This window comes from Agromyces chromiiresistens, from assembly GCF_029167465.1.
Lineage (GTDB): Bacteria > Actinomycetota > Actinomycetes > Actinomycetales > Microbacteriaceae > Agromyces > Agromyces chromiiresistens.
Window position 1 is genome coordinate 65,747 of sequence record NZ_JARFNL010000002.1, and the last position, 15,615, is coordinate 81,361.

Here is a 15,615-nt window from a genome sequence, read left to right on the forward strand (position 1 = left end):
GTGCGCTCGGCCCTTCCCGGCCGGCCGTGGGTCGCGAGCTATGCCGACGGCGTGCCCGATGAGGTCGAGACGCCCGAAGGCTCGCTCTACGACCTGATCCGCGCGTCGGTCGAGCAGTACCCCGACCACGTCGCGCTCGAGTTCTTCGAGCGCACGATGACGTACCGCGAACTCGGCGATGAGATCGAGCGCGTCGCCGAAGGGCTCCGCCTGCTCGGCGTGCAGAAGGGCGACCCGGTCGCCCTCGTGCTGCCGAACTGCCCGCAGCACATCGTCGCGTTCTACGCGGTACTGCGGCTCGGCGCGATCGTCGTCGAGCACAACCCGCTCTACACGCCGCGCGAGCTGCGCCATCAGTTCGAGGACCACGGCGCCCGCGTCGCGATCGCCTGGAGCAACGTCGTCGAGACGATCCAGGCCTTCCCCGACGACGTCGCGGTGCCGCACCTGATCTCGGTCGACGTGACCCGGGCGATGCCGTTCGCGATGCGGGCGATGCTTCGCCTGCCGATCGCGAAGGCCCGCGAGTCTCGTGCGGCGCTCACGACGAAGGTGCGCGGCGCGATCCGCTGGGAGGACCTCGCCTCCTCGGCGCCGATCGACCCGCACATCATCGCGCCGGGCGTCGACGACGTCGCCCTCATCCAGTACACGAGCGGCACGACCGGCAGCCCGAAGGGCGCGACCCTCACGCACGCCAACCTCGAGGTCAATGCGGCGCAGGCGCGCGCCTGGGTGCCCGACGTGCCGCGCGGCAGTGCGGTCGTCTACGCGGTGCTGCCGATGTTCCACGCCTACGGACTGACGCTGTGCCTCACGTTCGCGATGAGCATGGGCGCGCGCCTCGTGCTGTTCCCCAAGTTCGACCCCGAGCTCGTGCTCAAGGTCGTCAAGAAGCGGCCCGCCACGTTCCTGCCCGCGGTGCCGCCCATCTACGACCGGCTCACCAAGGCGGCCGCGGCCGCCGGGGTGTCGCTCGACGGCATCCAGATCGCGATCTCCGGCGCCATGCCGCTCTCGGCCGAGGTCGTCGAGCCCTGGGAGGCGGCGACCGGCGGCTTCCTGGTGGAGGGCTACGGACTCTCCGAGTGCTCGCCGGTGCTCATGGCGAACCCGGTCGCGCAGAACCGCAGGGCCGGAACGGTCGGCCTGCCGCTGCCGTCGACCGAGTGCCGCGTCGTCGACCCCGACGACCCCATGACCGATGTCGCGCCCGGCGCGGAGGGCGAGCTCGTCGTGCGCGGCCCGCAGGTGTTCTCGGGCTACTGGCTGAAGCCCGACGAGACCGAGGCCGTGTTCGTCGACGACCCCGCCGGCGGTGCGCCCTGGTTCCGCACGGGCGACATCGTCGCGATCGACGACGAGGGCTTCGTGCGCATCGTCGACCGCATCAAGGAGCTGATCATCACTGGCGGCTTCAACGTGTCGCCGAGCGAGGTCGAGGAGGCCCTGCGCGCGCACGACGACGTCGAGGACGCCGCCGTCGTCGGCCTGCCCGACGAGCATTCGGGCGAGCAGGTCGTCGCGGTCGTCGTCCTGCGCGACGGCGCCGTGTTCGACGAGCGCGCGCTCCGCGACTTCGCGCGCGACGGGCTGACGCCCTACAAGGTGCCCAAGCGCATCGTGCAGGCCGACGACCTGCCGCGCTCGCTCATCGGCAAGGTGCTGCGCCGCGAGGTGCGCAACGGCCTCATCAACGGCTGAGCAGGGCGCCGTGTCGTTCCTCTCCGCCGAGACCGCGAGGGCGCTCGCCGAGCTCGCGACCCTCGACGCGCTCACCACGGGCGACGGCGACGACGAGGGGGATGCCTCGCCGCTCGAGCGGCTCCGAGGCATCCGCACGCTCGTGTCCGCCCTCGAAGCCGAGCCGGCCGTGCTGGCTGCCGTGCGTGAGGCCGTCGCCGCCGGCACCGGGTGGGAGGAGATCGCCGACGCCGCGGGGCTGAGTCCCTCGGCCGCCAAGTACCGCTGGGCCGGCGACGACGCTGCGATCGCCGAACGCCAGGAGGCCAGCCGGCGCCGTAAGCGCGAGCGACCGTCGAGCGTGCCGACCGACCTGCCGGGGCTCTCGGTCGCCGAGGCGGCGGCGAAGCTCGGGGTCACGGCGCAGGCGATCTACCAGCGGGTGAACCGCGGACAGCTCGAGGCGCGCACCGTCGAGCTGTCCGACGGCCGCAAGTACAAGCGGGTCTTCCCCGACGACCCCGCGGAGTGAGGCGGAGGGCGACGACCGGCGCTCAGCCGACCGGCTCGAGGAACTCGAGCCGGTTGCCATGGCAGTCCTCGCTGTAGAAGCGGCGCATCCCCGGGAAGTCGTCGTCGAACCGCACGGGATAGCCGGCGCCCTGCAGTCGGACCGCCCACTCGTCGAGGCGGGTCACGAGCAGGCCCGGGTGCGCCTTGGTCGCGGGCCTGAATTCGGGTTCGACGCCGAGGTGCAGCTCGATGCCGTGCCCTCGGAACCAGCACCCGCCGCGCGCGGCGAGGGCGGCCGGTTTCTCGAGCTCGGCGAAGCCGAGCACGCCGGTGTAGAAGTCGCGGAGCGCCCTCTCGCTGTCGGGCGGACAGGCGAGTTGGACGTGATGCAGCATGCCGACCTCCGAAGTATCTTGATATCAAGATACTTCGACGACGCTCCGCACGCCAGCCCGTTTCGCGACGCTCGATCGGGGCTCTCGGGCACGTGTTCGCGGGGGTGCTAGGTTGCGGCTGAGGCCCACGGCGGGCCGCCGCGAACGACCGGGACGGATCGCTCGATCGAGCTCCCGGGCGCCGAGGTGAGGGAGTGCGATGTCCACGTCGATCACCAGGTTGCTGCGCCACCCGGCCGCGAACACCCAGTCGCTCGAATCCGTGGCACTCCTGATCGCCGGCGCGGTGTTCGTCGTCGTCGCACCCGTCTCGTGGCTGCTCTACCGCGACAGTGAGCTGCCGATCTCCGGGCCGGGGTCGCTCGGTCAGGCGATCGCGATCACCGCGGCCGTCGTGGCGGCGGCCGTCTTCGTCTTCGGGCGAGCCGTCGTCGCGACCCGCGCCTCCCGCTCGACGGGCTCAGCGACGAGCGGCGACGACCCGACCGAGCTGCGCGGGCGCCTGCGCTGGTTCGACGTCGCGGCCCTGGCCATCGCGCACGCCGTCGTCGTGCTGCTCGGCTGGACCGGCCTGGCCTCCGTGCTCAGCCTGAGCTTCGTCGACGCCGTCGTGTTCGCAGTGCCGGCTGCGGCGCTCACTGGCGTCGCCGTCGCGCTCACCGCCTATGCGGTATTCCTCTCGTCGGTGCACATGAACCCGTTGCTGCTGTCGCTCGTGCTCGCCGTCTTCCTCGTGCTCGGGGCGCTCGCGAGCATGCTGAGCGCCTCAGACCCGTACTGGTGGAAGATGAACCTGAGCTCGCTCGGCATGACCGACGACATCTCGGCGCTCGCGTTCAACCTGACGCTCATCATCGCGGGCGTGCTCGTCACCACGATCGCGCACTACGCCGTCGCGTCGATCACGGCCGTGACGCCGAAGGAGGTGAAGGGGCGTCGCAAGGTCACCGCACTGCTCGCCCTGCTCGGCATCCTGCTCGCGTGCGTCGGCGTCTTCCCGGTCGATGAGTACCTCCAGGCGCACAATCTCGCCGCGACCGGCATGGCGATCGTGTTCACCGTGCTCGTGCTCGCGCTGCATCGGTGGCTGCCGTCGGCGCCTCGCCCGTTCGTGATCCTCGGCTACGTGGACGTCGCCGTGATCGTGGTCATGGCGGTGTTCTTCATCAACGGCTACTACAACCTCACCGCCGTCGAGCTCGTGGTCGCGGTGCTCGTGTTCAGCTGGGTGATCGTGTTCCTCCGCAACCCGGGCGATCCCTCGCCGGATCCCGATCCCGCGACGAACGCGCTCTGACGACCGGGGCGCCCGATCACGTCCCGCGCTCGTCGGGCTGCACCGGCGTCGGTGCCGACGGCAGCAGCCCGAGATTCGCGAGCGGCGTCGCGACGCCGCCGGGCGCGATGGCGGAGCACTGCCAACCGGGCCCGCCCGCGCCGAACAGCTCGAACGACACCTGCGAGCCCTCGGCCTCGATGTCGAACCGCTCGACGTAGACGGCGCAGGCGCGGGCCGCGGCCGACTGCGCCTGGCCGACGAGCGAGAGCACGAGGGGCAGCACGAGGGCGCCGAGCGCGATGAGCACGGTGATGCGCAGCGCCCGGCGCCGGCGCCCGCCGTAGACCGGCCCGTCGTCGTGCGGCCGGTCGTCGAGCTCGGGGTGGTCGTCGGTCATGGCAGGCTCCTGCCGAGGATCGAACCGATGCCGGCGGCTGCGGCCACGACCGTCACGGCCGCGATCGCGACGATGAGCGATGCGGGCGGCGCGAACCGCCCGGCATCGAGCTGCCGCCGCCGGACCGTGCCGACCGCGGCGACGGCGGCCGCTGCGCCGACGAGCACGACACCCGCGACCACGAGCCAGTCCTCGCCTTCGACGAAGCCGGTTCGGAGGGCGAGCAGGGCGTTCACGGCGACGATGAGCGCCGTGCGGCTCCACGACAGCGAGGTCCGCTCCGGTTGCAGCCCGGGATCGCGGGCGGCCTGGTCGCTCATGGCAGGGCCAGGAAGACGGTGAGGACGACCGCCGCGATGAGGCAGACGCCCGCGAGCACGGGAAGCGCCCAGCTGTAGCCGAGGCGGCCGCCGTGGCGCATCGCGATCTCGTTGCTGCGCCACCGGAAGTACGAGAGCAGTGCGAGGGCCGCCGCCGCGAGGCCGAGCAGGACGGCGAGCAGCGTGATGACGGGGCCGGGGCCGACGTTCGCCGCGAACTCGTGCAGCAGCACGCCGCCGGCGATGAGGGCGAGCGCGGTGCGGATCCAGGCGAGGAACGTGCGCTCGTTCGCGAGCGTGAAGCGGTAGTCGGGGTCGTGGCCCTCGCTGCGCCACTTCGGTTCGGCCATGCGTCGAGCCTAACCGCGACTGCGCCGGGCCGAGGAGCGGCGGACGCATGAGACGCGAGATGCCCGCTTCCATGCGGGAGCGGGCATCTCGGGTCCGAGGCATCCGTGGATGCCTCGTGTCGTCAGTGCGACGAGGGCGTGGTCTCGATCTCGGTGCGGTCGCCCGACCACAGCGTGTGGAAGACGCCGGGCTTGTCGACGCGCTGGTAGGTGTGCGCGCCGAAGAAGTCGCGCTGGCCCTGCACGAGCGCGGCGGGCAGGCGCTCGGCGCGCAGGCCGTCGTAGTACGCGAGCGACGAGCTGAACGCGGGCGCCGGGATGCCCGACTGCGCGGCCGCGACGACGACGCGCCGCCAGGCCTCCTGCGCGCCCGTGACGGCGTCGCGGAAGTACGGGGCGACGACGAGCGCGACGAGCTCGGGGTTCTCGGCGTAGGCGTCGGCGATGCGGTTGAGGAAGCGGGCGCGGATGATGCAGCCGGCGCGCCAGATGCGGGCGATGTCGCCCTTCTTGACGTCCCAGCCGAACTGCGCGGCACCGGCGATGATCTCGTCGAAGCCCTGCGAGTAGGCGATGATCTTCGAGGCGTAGAGCGCCTGGCGCACGTCCTCGATGAACGCGTCGGGGTCGGCGACCGTGAACGCGCCCGACGGGCCGGGCAGGTCGGTCGCCGCCGCGCGCTGGCCGCGCTGCGACGAGAGACTGCGCGCGAACACGGCTTCGGCGATGCCGGAGACGGGCACGCCGAGGTCGAGCGCGTTCTGCACCGTCCATGCGCCGGTGCCCTTCGCGCCGGCCGAGTCGAGGATGACGTCGACGAGCGGCTCGCCCGTCTCGGCGTCGACCTGACGCAGCACCTCGGCCGTGATCTCGATGAGGTAGCTCTCGAGCTCGCCGGTGTTCCACTCGGCGAAGATGTCGGCGATCTCCGCGGGCGTCTTGCCGGTGGCCTGGCGGATGAGGTCGTAGGCCTCGGCGATGAGCTGCATGTCGGCGTACTCGATGCCGTTGTGCACCATCTTCACGAAGTGGCCGGCCCCGTCGGTGCCGACGTGCGTGACGCAGGGTGCGCCGTCTTCAGGGGCGCGGGCGGCGATCGACGCGAGGATCGGTCCGAGCGTCTCGTACGACTGGGCCGTGCCGCCGGGCATGATCGAGGGTCCGTTGAGCGCGCCCTCCTCGCCGCCCGAGATGCCGGTGCCGACGAAGTGGATGCCGGTGGGGGAGATCTCCGCCTCGCGGCGGATCGTGTCGTGGAAGTTCGCGTTGCCGCCGTCGACGATGATGTCGCCCGGCTCGAAGCGCGCGGCCAGCTCGGAGATGACCGCGTCGGTGCCCTTGCCCGCCTGGACCATGATGATCGCGGTGCGCGGCTTGACGAGCGACGCGACGAAGTCGTCGTACGACTCGCTCGCGACGAACTCGGCCTCGGGGTGCTCGGCGACGAGCGTGCGGGTGCGCTCGGGCGAGCGGTTGAACACGGCGACCGTGTTGCCCTCGCGGCTCGCGAGGTTGCGGGCGAGGTTCGACCCCATGACCGCGAGTCCGACGACGCCGATGTTTGCTGAAGGGGTGACAGGCACGGAGTTTCTCCTCGAGAAGGTGTGGGGTCGGCTTCCAGCGTACTGTGAGCCGGCCTCACGGTTGCACGGTGTTGCGGTGAGGTGGATGCCTCGTGGCCGTCGTCCGGGCTGGTAGACTTGCCGATTGGACTTCGGCGAGGGACGCCGCGTCGCCGTGCGAACGGCGGGCGAGGCATCCGTGATCGACGCGGTAGGGGCAGGCTCCACGGCTTTTCCTCACGCTCTGCGCAGCACGCTGCGCGCGTTCGAGTCGAAAACAACAGACACACGATCTGGGCCGTCAGGGCGAAGCGCCCGGCCCCGCAAGGAGAACATCATGGACGACGACAACAAGGTCATCGCCGAGGCTCGCGAGAGCTTCGGCAAGGGTGCGGCCCGCAAGATCCGTGCCGCCGGCAAGATCCCCGCGGTCATCTACGGCCACGGCACCGACCCGCAGCACGTCACCGTGCCCGCGCACCAGGTGGGCCTGCTCATCCGCAAGGCGAACGCCGTGCTCGACCTGCAGGTCGGCGGCAAGAGCCAGCTCGTGCTCGTCAAGGACGTGCAGAAGGACCCGGTGCACCAGATCATCGAGCACCTCGACCTCATCGTCGTGAAGAAGGGCGAGAAGGTCCAGGTCGAGGTGCCCGTGCACCTCGAGGGCGAGTCGGCCGCGGGCACCGTCGCGGACCTCGACCACCACACCCTCTCGCTCGAGGTCGAGGCGACCCACATCCCCGAGAACGTCGTCGTCTCGGTCGAGGGCCTCGAGGAGGGCACGCAGATCCACGCGAAGGACGTCGAGCTGCCCAAGGGCGCGACGCTCCTGACCGACGCCGAGGCGCTCGTCGTCAACGTGCACACGCCGCAGAAGGTCGACCTCGGTGAAGAGGCCGCTCCCGCCGCCGAGGCGGAGGCCGAGGCCGAGGCGCCCGCCGAAGAGGCTGCCGCCGAGTAATCGCGCCGCGCGTACGCCGCGCTCACGAGGGCCCGCCCGCGACCGGAAGGTCGCCGGCGGGCCTTCGTCGTCCCGGCGCCCTCCGCCTCCGGGAAGACGAGAACGGCGGGTGGTGCGCGGTCAGGCTTCGAACAGCACGCGCGACGCCTCGGGCGCGATCTCCGAGGCGATGCCGCGCAGCGCGTGCTCGAGCAGCTCGACGATCTCGTCGTCGCCGAGCTCGTCGGCGAGCGCCGCGTCGACGAGCGCCTGTTCGGTGAACGCGAGCCAGCCGCGCAGTCCGATGCGGAGCTTCGACGACGGCTCGACGCCGAGCTCGCGGAAGAGCACGACGACGCGCTCGGTCTGCAGCACGCGCGCCTGCTCGACGACCTCGCGGATCTGCGGGTCGCCGCTCGCGGGGCCGCGCACGAGCGAGAAGAACGTGCCGCCGTGCGCGCGCACGAACCCGACGGTGCGACGCAGGGTGTCGGTGAGCCGGGGGAGGGGGGCGAGCGACTGGTCGGGTTCGGTGGCGAGCAGCATGCTGTCGCGCGCCGTCTTCACGAGCTCGCGCTGGAAGCCGTGGCGGGAGCCGAAGTAGTGGAACAGGAGCGCCCGCGAGACGCCCGCATCGGCGGCGAGGCGCTCGATGTTGAGCTCGCCGAGCGGGTGCTCGGCGAGGGCGGCGACGCCGAGTGCGATGAGTTGGGCGCGACGTTCGTCGGGCGAGAGCCGTGCCCGCCGCGATGCGGGGATCTCGTCGACTCGGGCGGCCATGCTCCGAGCCTAACGGCGCCGGTGCGCACCGGGCGGGACCTCGGTGACCCGATCGTTATTGACTTCGAGTGAACAACTGTTGACGACAAGTCAATAGCCTCCGTACAGTCGGCGTGGCGGCGAAACCGCCGCCCGCTTCAGTGCATCAAGGAGGATCCATGAAGTTCCGCTCACTCACTGGCTCGCGCCTCGGCCGGGTCGCGATCGCCGCGGTGCCGGTCGGCGTCGCAGCCAGTCTCGTCATGGCCGGTGTCGCGAACGGCGCCGTGCCGGTCTCGTTCGCCGTCTCGGGCAGCCAGTTCAAGATCGCGGCGTCCTCGCTCGACGGCAGCGCGTTCTCGCAGTACGCCGGTGTGGCCGCCGAGAAGAACGGCACACCGCACCCCGTCGCGATCTCGAACATCGGCGAGGCCTCGCTCTCCGACCTCTGCCAGTCGGTCGTCACCGACACGCCGCTCGGCAAGCTCGGCATGCTGATCTCGGCGGGCGGCGGCGGCAAGCCCGCCACCGCGAGCGACCTGCAGATCGGGCTCACCGACCTGCAGGGAGACGCCACGTTCGGCAACATCCGCATCGGCGTGGATGCCTCGACGGTCAAGACCCCGGCGAAGGGCGAGGCCGGCGGCTTCGCCCAGGACGCCGACACGATCAAGATCGCCGGGCTCAAGCAGACCGCCTGGAGCACGCAGGCGGGGGTGTTCACGCTCAACGGGCTGCACCTGCAGCTGACCAACGGCAAGGAATGCTTCTGAGCCGCGCCGGCCGCGACGCCGGATGACCCGCGGGGCGGGTGCGACCCGACGACACCCGCCCCGCGACCCTCACAGCCAGCACCACGACGCGCCAGCACACGACGAAGGAGTCACCGATGCCCGCGACCCACGACCAGCAGACCGACCTCGAGGAGACCGCCGGCACCGACGTGCTCGCCGCCCTCGGAGCGACGACGCGCGACGACGACGACCGATCGGATCGCGACGATGCAGCCCGCCCGGGCGGATTCGGCGCGTGGTACCGATCCCGCCCGCTCATCGGCGGCATCATCACGGTGCTCGCGGGAGCCGCGCTGTTCCTGTCGAGCCAGCTCGACCTCGGCAACCTCACGATCCACGTCGGCATCGAGGGCATGCAGGCGACGATCCTGCCGATCGTCGTCGCCCTCGCAGGCGTGCTCGCCGTCGCGATGCCCGCCCACCGCATCTTCTACGGCGTGATCGTGCTCGCCGCCTCGGTGTACTCGCTCGTCGCGGTGAACCTCGGCGGCTTCTTCGTGGGGTTCCTCCTCGGCTGCGTCGGCGGCATCATGGTCGTCTCATGGGCTCCGCGGCGTGAACGCGTCGACGGCGTGGACGACCCGGCCGCGACGGACGCGGCCCCCGACGCGGACGCCGGCGGCTCCGCCGATTCGCCCGCCGACGCCTCGGAGGACGCCGAATGAGCCGCGCGCGCCGCCTGCGCGCGGGCGCGATCGCCGCGCTCGCGCTGCTGCTCGTCACGGGTACCGCGCAGGGCGCCTCGGCGACGCCCGGCCTGCGCGCCTCGGCGACCGACGGCTGCCCGGAGCCGACGCCGCTCGAGCAGTTCTTCGGACTCGGCGAGTGCGACGACCCGACGCCCGAGCCGACGCCCACGCCCGAGCCGACGCCCACCCCCGAGCCGACCCCGGCTCCCGAACCGACGCCCACGCCCGTGCCCACCGATCCGCCGGCAACGCCCGGCCCGGTCGTGCCCGGCGGCGAGCCCGGGGCATCCCCGACTCCGAAGACCCCGGTGCTCGCACCCCTCGACGAGGATGCGCCCGTGTTCACCGGCGACCCGGCGACCCTCTCGGCCGACGGCCTCGCGATCGAGGGGCTCTCGGGGCTCGCGATCGTCTCGGTGAAGCTCGCCGACGGGTCGACCGAGCGGGCGATCCGGATCAGCGCCGACCGCATCGTGATCGACGGGTTCCAGCTCGACGTGCCGGCCGGCGACGGCGGCCTCCGCAACACCGCGACGACCCTCACGATCGAGGGGAACGTCGTCGTCTACACCCCGTCGATCCGCGGCATCCTCGCCGACGGAACCGAGCGGCTCATCGACACGCTCACCGCGCCGACGCCCGAGCGGCTCGCCGGCCTCACCCGCCTGAGGCTGCCGCTGCGCGGCATGCTCGCCGACCGCATCACGTACGACGACTCGCATCAGGCGACGTTCTGAGCGGGTACGCTCGTTGCGGGCCGGAGCGGCCCTGATTCGACCCGGGCGGAGCACGGATGGCGTGGTTCAGGCGGGCGCGCGCACGAGAGGACGACGGCATGGCCGAGAACACCTGGCTCGTCGTCGGACTCGGCAACCCCGGCGCGCAGTACGCCGGCAACCGCCACAACGTCGGCCAGATGGTCGCCGACGAGCTCGCGACGCGCCTCGGCGCGGCGTTCAAGAGCCACAAGACCCCCTCGCGCGTCGCCGAGGGATTCGTGCGCCCCGGAGGCCCGAAACTCGTCGTGGCCAAGCCCAACTCGTACATGAACACCTCTGGCGGGCCGGTGTCGGCGCTCGTGAAGTTCTACGGGGTGCCGCCCGAGCGCATCATCGTCGTGCACGACGAGCTCGACCTGCCGTTCGACACGGTGAAGCTCAAGCAGGGCGGCGGGCACGGCGGCCACAACGGACTGCGCGACATCGCGAAGTCGCAGGGGCCCGAGTTCGTCAGGGTGCGGGTCGGGATCGGCCGCCCGCCCGGCCGGCAGGACCCGGCGGACTTCGTGCTCAAGGACTTCTCCGGCACCGAGCGGCAGGCGCTGCCGAACCTGATCTCGGACGCCGCGGACGCCGTCGAGGCGGTCGCGAGCGACGGGCTGCTCGCCGCGCAGCAGCGGTTCCACTCGCCGAGCTGAGGGCGACGGGCGCGGGCGCCGGTTCGCTCAGATCAGCCCGCGGAGGAACTCCTCGGGGCTCGTGCCCGCGGCTCGGGCGCGCTCGACGAGTCGCGAGTGCTCGTCGACCGTGAGGTCGAGCGTCATCGTGAGCCAGTCGGCGGTCGGGTCGTCGAAGTCGAAGAGCGTCGCGTCGGCCGGCGACCGGTCGTCGTGCGGCGCGGTCTCGACGGCGGCGGACGCATCGGCCCGGGCCGGAACCACCGATCCGTCGTCGGCCCCGGCCGCCGGCAGCCCCTCGACCACGGCGGTCGCGACCGCGGCATCGCTCTCGCACGCGCCCGACCAACCGGGTCCTGCGGGCACCGGGAGGCCGCTGCGGAAGGCCTCGGCGGCGGCGCGGGCCCGCTCGTCGGCGGCCTCGTTCATCGGATGGCCGACATGGCCCTTCACCCACTCGAAGCGATAGCGGCGCCCGGCGATGGCGGCGTCGATCTCCTTCAGGATCTCGACGTTCATGACCGGCTTGCCGTCGGCCTTGCGCCAGCCCTTGCGCTTCCACCCCGGCATCCACTTCGTCACCGAGTTGATGACGTACTGGCTGTCGCACTGCACGAGCAGCTCGTCGTCGAGGTGGGCGGTCGCGCGGAAGAGCTCGAGCACCGCGGTGAGCTCGCCGACGTTGTTCGTGCTGTGCTTCCACCCGCCGGCCGCCCAGCAGTCGTCGGCGACGTACCAGGCCCACCCGGCGGGGCCGGGATTGCCGAGGGCCGATCCGTCTGCGGCGGCGATGATCATGCGGTGGGTCCTTCCGTCGGGGCGGGGCAATCGTATCGGCCCGGGCCGAGGTGTCGGGGGCGCGGCATAGACTTCTCCGGTGAGCCTCAAGGGTCTGAACACGGTGCTTTCGCGCGCCTCCACGATCGATCGCGCCCTCGCCGAGGCTCAGCGCAACGCCGACTTCTCGGCGCCGTCGGGCCTCGATGCGCCGATGCTCGCCGCGCTCCTCGAGCGCCGCGCCGCCGCCGGGCTCGCCCCGGCGATGCTCGTCGTCACGGCCACGAGCCGCGAGGGCGAGGCCCTGCGGGCGTCGCTCGAGCCGTACCTTCCCGACGCCGAGCTCCTCGAGTTCCCCGCGTGGGAGACCCTTCCGCACGAGCGCCTGTCGCCGAGCGCCGAGACGGTCGGCCGGCGCCTGCACGCCCTCCGCCGCATGCACGAGTGGGCCGGCGAGGCCGGCCCGAGGCATCCGCTCGTGGTCGTCGCATCGGTGCGCGCGGCGCTGCAGCCGCTCGCCGACAACCTCGCGGCGATCGAGCCGATCGAGCTCACCCGGGGCGGCCGCGGCCACGACCTGTCCCAGATCGCGCTGCGGCTCGTCGACCTCGCGTACGCCCGTGTCGACATGGTGTCGCGGCGCGGCGAGTTCGCGGTGCGCGGCGGCATCCTCGACGTCTTCCCGCCCACGGCCGACCACCCCGTGCGCGTCGAGTTCTTCGGCGACGAGGTCGAAGAGCTCCGGGCGTTCTCGGTCGCCGACCAGCGATCGCTGCCCGACCCGGTCGAACGCGTGAGCCTCTCGCCGAGCCGCGAGCTGCTGCTCACGCCGGCGGTTCGGCAGCGGGCCCGCGAGATGGTGCACGAGTTCCCGAGCCTCTCGGCCATGCTCGAGAAGATCGCCGAGGGCATCCCGGTCGAGGGCATGGAATCGCTGGCGCCCGCCCTGACCGAGCGGCTCGTGCCGCTCGTCGACTACCTGCCCCGTGAGGCGGCGGTCGCGGTGATCGCGCCCGAGCGCGTCACCGGTCGCGCCACGAGCCTCGCAGAGACCAACCGCGAGTTCCTCGCCGCAGCATGGAACGCCGCGACCGTCGGCGCGGGTGCGCCGATCGACCTCGACGCCGGCGACTTCCTGACGGTCGCGCGACTGCGCGAGGCGACGCTGTTCAGCGCCCCGGGCGAGGCCGACCCGGGCCGGGTCTGGTGGACCCTCTCGGCGTTCGACGCGGGCGAGGCATCCGAAGACCTCGAGCTGGATGCCTCGTACGTGCGCATCGCGGCGAACGCGATGCCGAGCTTCCAGGGCAACGTCTCGGGCGCCGTCGACCACGTCGCCGAACGCCTGCGCGACGGCTGGTCGCTCGTCGTCGCCGCGGCCGGTCATGGCCTCGTCGAGCGCGCCCGCGACGTGCTCGCCGACGCCGGGCTCGCGGGCCGCATCGTCGAGTCGGTGCCCGAGCAGCTCGAACCCGGCGTCGCGTACCTCGTCCAGGCCGAGGCGTCGCGCGGATTCGAGGTGCCCGAGGCGAAGCTCGGCGTCATCGCCGAGGCCGAGTTCTACGGTCGCTCCGCCGGGTACGACGCCCGCGCGGGCAAGAAGCTCGCGACGAGGCGCCGCAACGTCGTCGACCCGTTGCAGCTGAAGCCGGGCGACTACGTCGTGCACTCGACGCACGGCATCGGCAGGTTCGTCGAGCTCGTGCAGCGCGAGGTCGCGACCGGCACGAGGCCGAAGGGCCCGAGCCGCACCGCGGGCATCGCCGGGCAGCCGACGACCGTGCGCGAGTACCTCGTGCTCGAGTACGCGTCGTCGAAGCGCGGGCAGCCGGGCGACCGGCTGTTCGTGCCGATGGACCAGCTCGACCTGCTGTCGCGCTACGTCGGCGGCGAGGCGCCGTCGCTCTCGAAGATGGGCGGCAGCGACTGGTCGCAGGCGAAGAGCCGCGCCCGCAAGGCGGTGCGCGACATCGCGGTCGAGCTGGTGAAGCTGTACTCGGCGCGCATGGCCGCGAAGGGGCACGCGTTCGGGCCCGACACCCCGTGGCAGCACGAGCTCGAAGAGGCGTTCCCGTACGCCGAGACGCACGACCAGCTGCAGACGATCGACGAGGTGAAGGCCGACATGGAGCGGCCGATCCCGATGGACCGGCTGCTGGCCGGCGACGTCGGCTTCGGCAAGACCGAGGTCGCCGTGCGCGCGGCGTTCAAGGCCATCCAAGACGGCAAGCAGGTCGCGATGCTCGTGCCGACGACGCTGCTCGTGAAGCAGCACCTCGAGACGTTCAACGAACGCTACGCGGGCTTCCCCGTGCACGTGCGCGCGCTCAGCCGGTTCCAGACCGACAAGGAGGCGCGCGAGACGGTCGCCGGGCTCGCCGACGGCACCGTCGACCTGGTGATCGGCACGCACCGCATCCTCACCGAGAAGGTGTCCTTCAAAGACCTCGGCCTCCTGATCATCGACGAGGAGCAGCGGTTCGGCGTCGAGCACAAGGACACGCTGAAGAAGCTCAAGACGAACGTCGACATCCTCGCGATGAGCGCGACCCCGATCCCGCGCTCGCTCGAGATGGCGGTCACCGGCATCCGCGAGATGTCCACCCTCGCGACCCCGCCCGAAGACCGCCACCCGATCCTCACGTTCGTCGGGCCGTACTCCGAGCAGCAGGTCGCCGCCGCCATCCGCCGCGAGATGCTGCGCGAGGGCCAGGTGTTCTTCGTGCACAACCGGGTCTCGTCGATCAACCGGGTCGCGGCGCAGCTCGCCGAGCTCGTGCCCGAGGCGCGCATCGCGGTCGCCCACGGACAGCTCAACGAGCACTCGCTCGACCAGATCGTGAGCGACTTCTGGGAGCGCAAGTTCGACGTGCTCGTCTCGACGACGATCATCGAGACCGGCCTCGACATCGCGAACGCGAACACGATCATCATCGACCGGGCCGACAAGTACGGCCTCTCGCAGCTGCACCAGTTGCGCGGTCGCGTCGGCCGCGGCCGCGAGCGGGCGTACGCGTACTTCCTCTACGACCCGGCCAAGCCCCTCTCCGAGACCGCGCACGACCGGCTCTCGACGATCGCGGCGAACAACGAGCTCGGCAGCGGCATGCAGGTCGCCCTGAAAGACCTCGAGATCCGCGGTGCGGGCAACCTGCTCGGCGCCGAGCAGGCCGGGCACATCGCGGGTGTCGGCTTCGACCTCTACCTGCGCATGATCGGCGAAGCGGTCTCGGCCTTCCGGGGCGACGTGGCCGAGGGCCAGACCGAGCTCCGGCTCGAGCTGCCGGTCGACGCGCACATCCCCGACGAGTACGTCGACAGCGAGCGGCTGCGCCTCGAGGCGTACCAGAAGCTGTCGGCGGCGAGCGGCCCGGCCTCGAAGGACGGGCAGATCGACCAGGTGGTCGAAGAGCTCGTCGACCGCTACGGCACGCCGCCCGAGTCGGTCGAGCATCTCGTCGCCGTCTCGCGGCTGCGGCGCCAGGCGCAGCTCGCGGGGCTCGGCGAGGTCATCGCGACGGGCTCGAAGCTGCGCATCGGGCCGGCGCAGATCCCCGACTCGCGTCGGGTGCGGCTCGAGCGCATGTACCCGGGGGCGAAGCACTTCGCGCAGAACGACGTGATCCTCGTGCCGTGGCCGACCCCCGGCGGCGAACCGCCGGGCGACGCCGACCTCATCGAGTGGGTGTCGCGGCTCATCGCGAACATCTTCGAGCCGGCGCCCGTCGCGGCCTGAGCGCTGCGCGCAGCACGGCGCCGGC

16 protein-coding genes are annotated in these 15,615 nt (G+C 71.9%); 9 read left to right on the plus strand and 7 right to left on the minus strand.

Annotated features, from left to right (window positions below; translation table 11 throughout):
- Together PX701_RS04560 and PX701_RS04565 are read left to right on the plus strand one after the other, a co-directional pair.
- Positions 1–1,704, plus strand: a complete 1,704-nt coding sequence (locus tag PX701_RS04560) for a long-chain-fatty-acid--CoA ligase (protein WP_275505622.1) — start codon at positions 1–3, stop codon at positions 1,702–1,704.
- Between the two features lie 10 nt (positions 1,705–1,714).
- Positions 1,715–2,215, plus strand: coding sequence for a hypothetical protein (locus PX701_RS04565; protein WP_275505623.1), 501 nt, complete (start codon positions 1,715–1,717; stop codon positions 2,213–2,215).
- Positions 2,216–2,237: 22 nt separating this feature from the next.
- On the opposite strand, the gene PX701_RS04570 is transcribed toward PX701_RS04565, so the two are convergent.
- A complete protein-coding gene (locus tag PX701_RS04570; RefSeq protein ID WP_275505624.1) occupies positions 2,238–2,591 on the minus strand; it encodes a VOC family protein in 354 nt (117 codons plus the stop codon).
- 199 nt (positions 2,592–2,790) lie between these two features.
- Here PX701_RS04570 and PX701_RS04575 point away from each other — a divergent pair, with 199 nt between their 5' ends.
- Entirely contained in the window at positions 2,791–3,888 is a 1,098-nt protein-coding gene (locus PX701_RS04575) for a DUF998 domain-containing protein (protein ID WP_275505625.1), read from the plus strand.
- A 16-nt stretch (positions 3,889–3,904) separates the two neighbouring features.
- Here PX701_RS04575 and PX701_RS04580 read toward each other — a convergent pair whose 3' ends face one another.
- The 4 genes from PX701_RS04580 to gndA all read right to left on the minus strand — a co-directional run bounded on the left by PX701_RS04580 (position 3,905) and on the right by gndA (position 6,472).
- Complete coding sequence (locus tag PX701_RS04580) at positions 3,905–4,267, minus strand: hypothetical protein (protein ID WP_231430352.1); 363 nt, start codon at positions 4,265–4,267, stop codon at positions 3,905–3,907.
- Entirely contained in the window at positions 4,264–4,587 is a 324-nt protein-coding gene (locus PX701_RS04585) for a DUF202 domain-containing protein (RefSeq protein WP_231430353.1), read from the minus strand. Before PX701_RS04585 ends, PX701_RS04580 begins: the two co-directional genes overlap by 4 nt.
- Positions 4,584–4,937 carry a YidH family protein gene (locus PX701_RS04590; protein WP_231430354.1) on the minus strand — a complete coding sequence of 118 codons (354 nt, stop codon included), beginning with the start codon at positions 4,935–4,937 and terminating at the stop codon, positions 4,584–4,586. The genes PX701_RS04585 and PX701_RS04590 overlap by 4 nt, the downstream gene beginning before the upstream one ends.
- Before the next feature lie 122 nt (positions 4,938–5,059).
- Positions 5,060–6,472, minus strand: a complete 1,413-nt coding sequence (gene gndA, locus PX701_RS04595; protein ID WP_275505755.1) for an NADP-dependent phosphogluconate dehydrogenase — start codon at positions 6,470–6,472, stop codon at positions 5,060–5,062.
- Positions 6,473–6,836: 364 nt separating this feature from the next.
- Between gndA and PX701_RS04600 the strand changes: the two genes are divergently transcribed.
- Positions 6,837–7,460: a 50S ribosomal protein L25/general stress protein Ctc gene (locus PX701_RS04600; protein WP_231430355.1), complete on the plus strand. Its 624-nt coding sequence runs from the start codon at positions 6,837–6,839 to the stop codon at positions 7,458–7,460.
- A gap of 120 nt (positions 7,461–7,580) precedes the next feature.
- Here PX701_RS04600 and PX701_RS04605 read toward each other — a convergent pair whose 3' ends face one another.
- Positions 7,581–8,219 carry a TetR/AcrR family transcriptional regulator gene (locus PX701_RS04605; RefSeq protein WP_231430356.1) on the minus strand — a complete coding sequence of 213 codons (639 nt, stop codon included), beginning with the start codon at positions 8,217–8,219 and terminating at the stop codon, positions 7,581–7,583.
- A gap of 158 nt (positions 8,220–8,377) precedes the next feature.
- Between PX701_RS04605 and PX701_RS04610 the strand changes: the two genes are divergently transcribed.
- The 4 genes from PX701_RS04610 to pth all read left to right on the plus strand — a co-directional run bounded on the left by PX701_RS04610 (position 8,378) and on the right by pth (position 11,098).
- Complete coding sequence (locus PX701_RS04610; protein WP_231430357.1) at positions 8,378–8,971, plus strand: DUF6230 family protein; 594 nt, start codon at positions 8,378–8,380, stop codon at positions 8,969–8,971.
- Positions 8,972–9,087: 116 nt separating this feature from the next.
- Positions 9,088–9,657, plus strand: a complete 570-nt coding sequence (locus PX701_RS04615; RefSeq protein ID WP_231430358.1) for a DUF6114 domain-containing protein — start codon at positions 9,088–9,090, stop codon at positions 9,655–9,657.
- Positions 9,654–10,418: a hypothetical protein gene (locus tag PX701_RS04620; RefSeq protein ID WP_275505626.1), complete on the plus strand. Its 765-nt coding sequence runs from the start codon at positions 9,654–9,656 to the stop codon at positions 10,416–10,418. Before PX701_RS04615 ends, PX701_RS04620 begins: the two co-directional genes overlap by 4 nt.
- A gap of 98 nt (positions 10,419–10,516) precedes the next feature.
- Positions 10,517–11,098, plus strand: coding sequence for an aminoacyl-tRNA hydrolase (pth, locus tag PX701_RS04625; RefSeq protein WP_231430360.1), 582 nt, complete (start codon positions 10,517–10,519; stop codon positions 11,096–11,098).
- A gap of 27 nt (positions 11,099–11,125) precedes the next feature.
- On the opposite strand, the gene PX701_RS04630 is transcribed toward pth, so the two are convergent.
- Positions 11,126–11,875: an RNase H family protein gene (locus PX701_RS04630; RefSeq protein WP_275505627.1), complete on the minus strand. Its 750-nt coding sequence runs from the start codon at positions 11,873–11,875 to the stop codon at positions 11,126–11,128.
- A 79-nt stretch (positions 11,876–11,954) separates the two neighbouring features.
- Between PX701_RS04630 and mfd the strand changes: the two genes are divergently transcribed.
- Positions 11,955–15,590 (plus strand): transcription-repair coupling factor, encoded by a 3,636-nt coding sequence (gene mfd, locus PX701_RS04635; protein ID WP_275505628.1) that lies wholly within the window; start codon positions 11,955–11,957, stop codon positions 15,588–15,590.
- Positions 15,591–15,615: the final 25 nt, after the last annotated feature.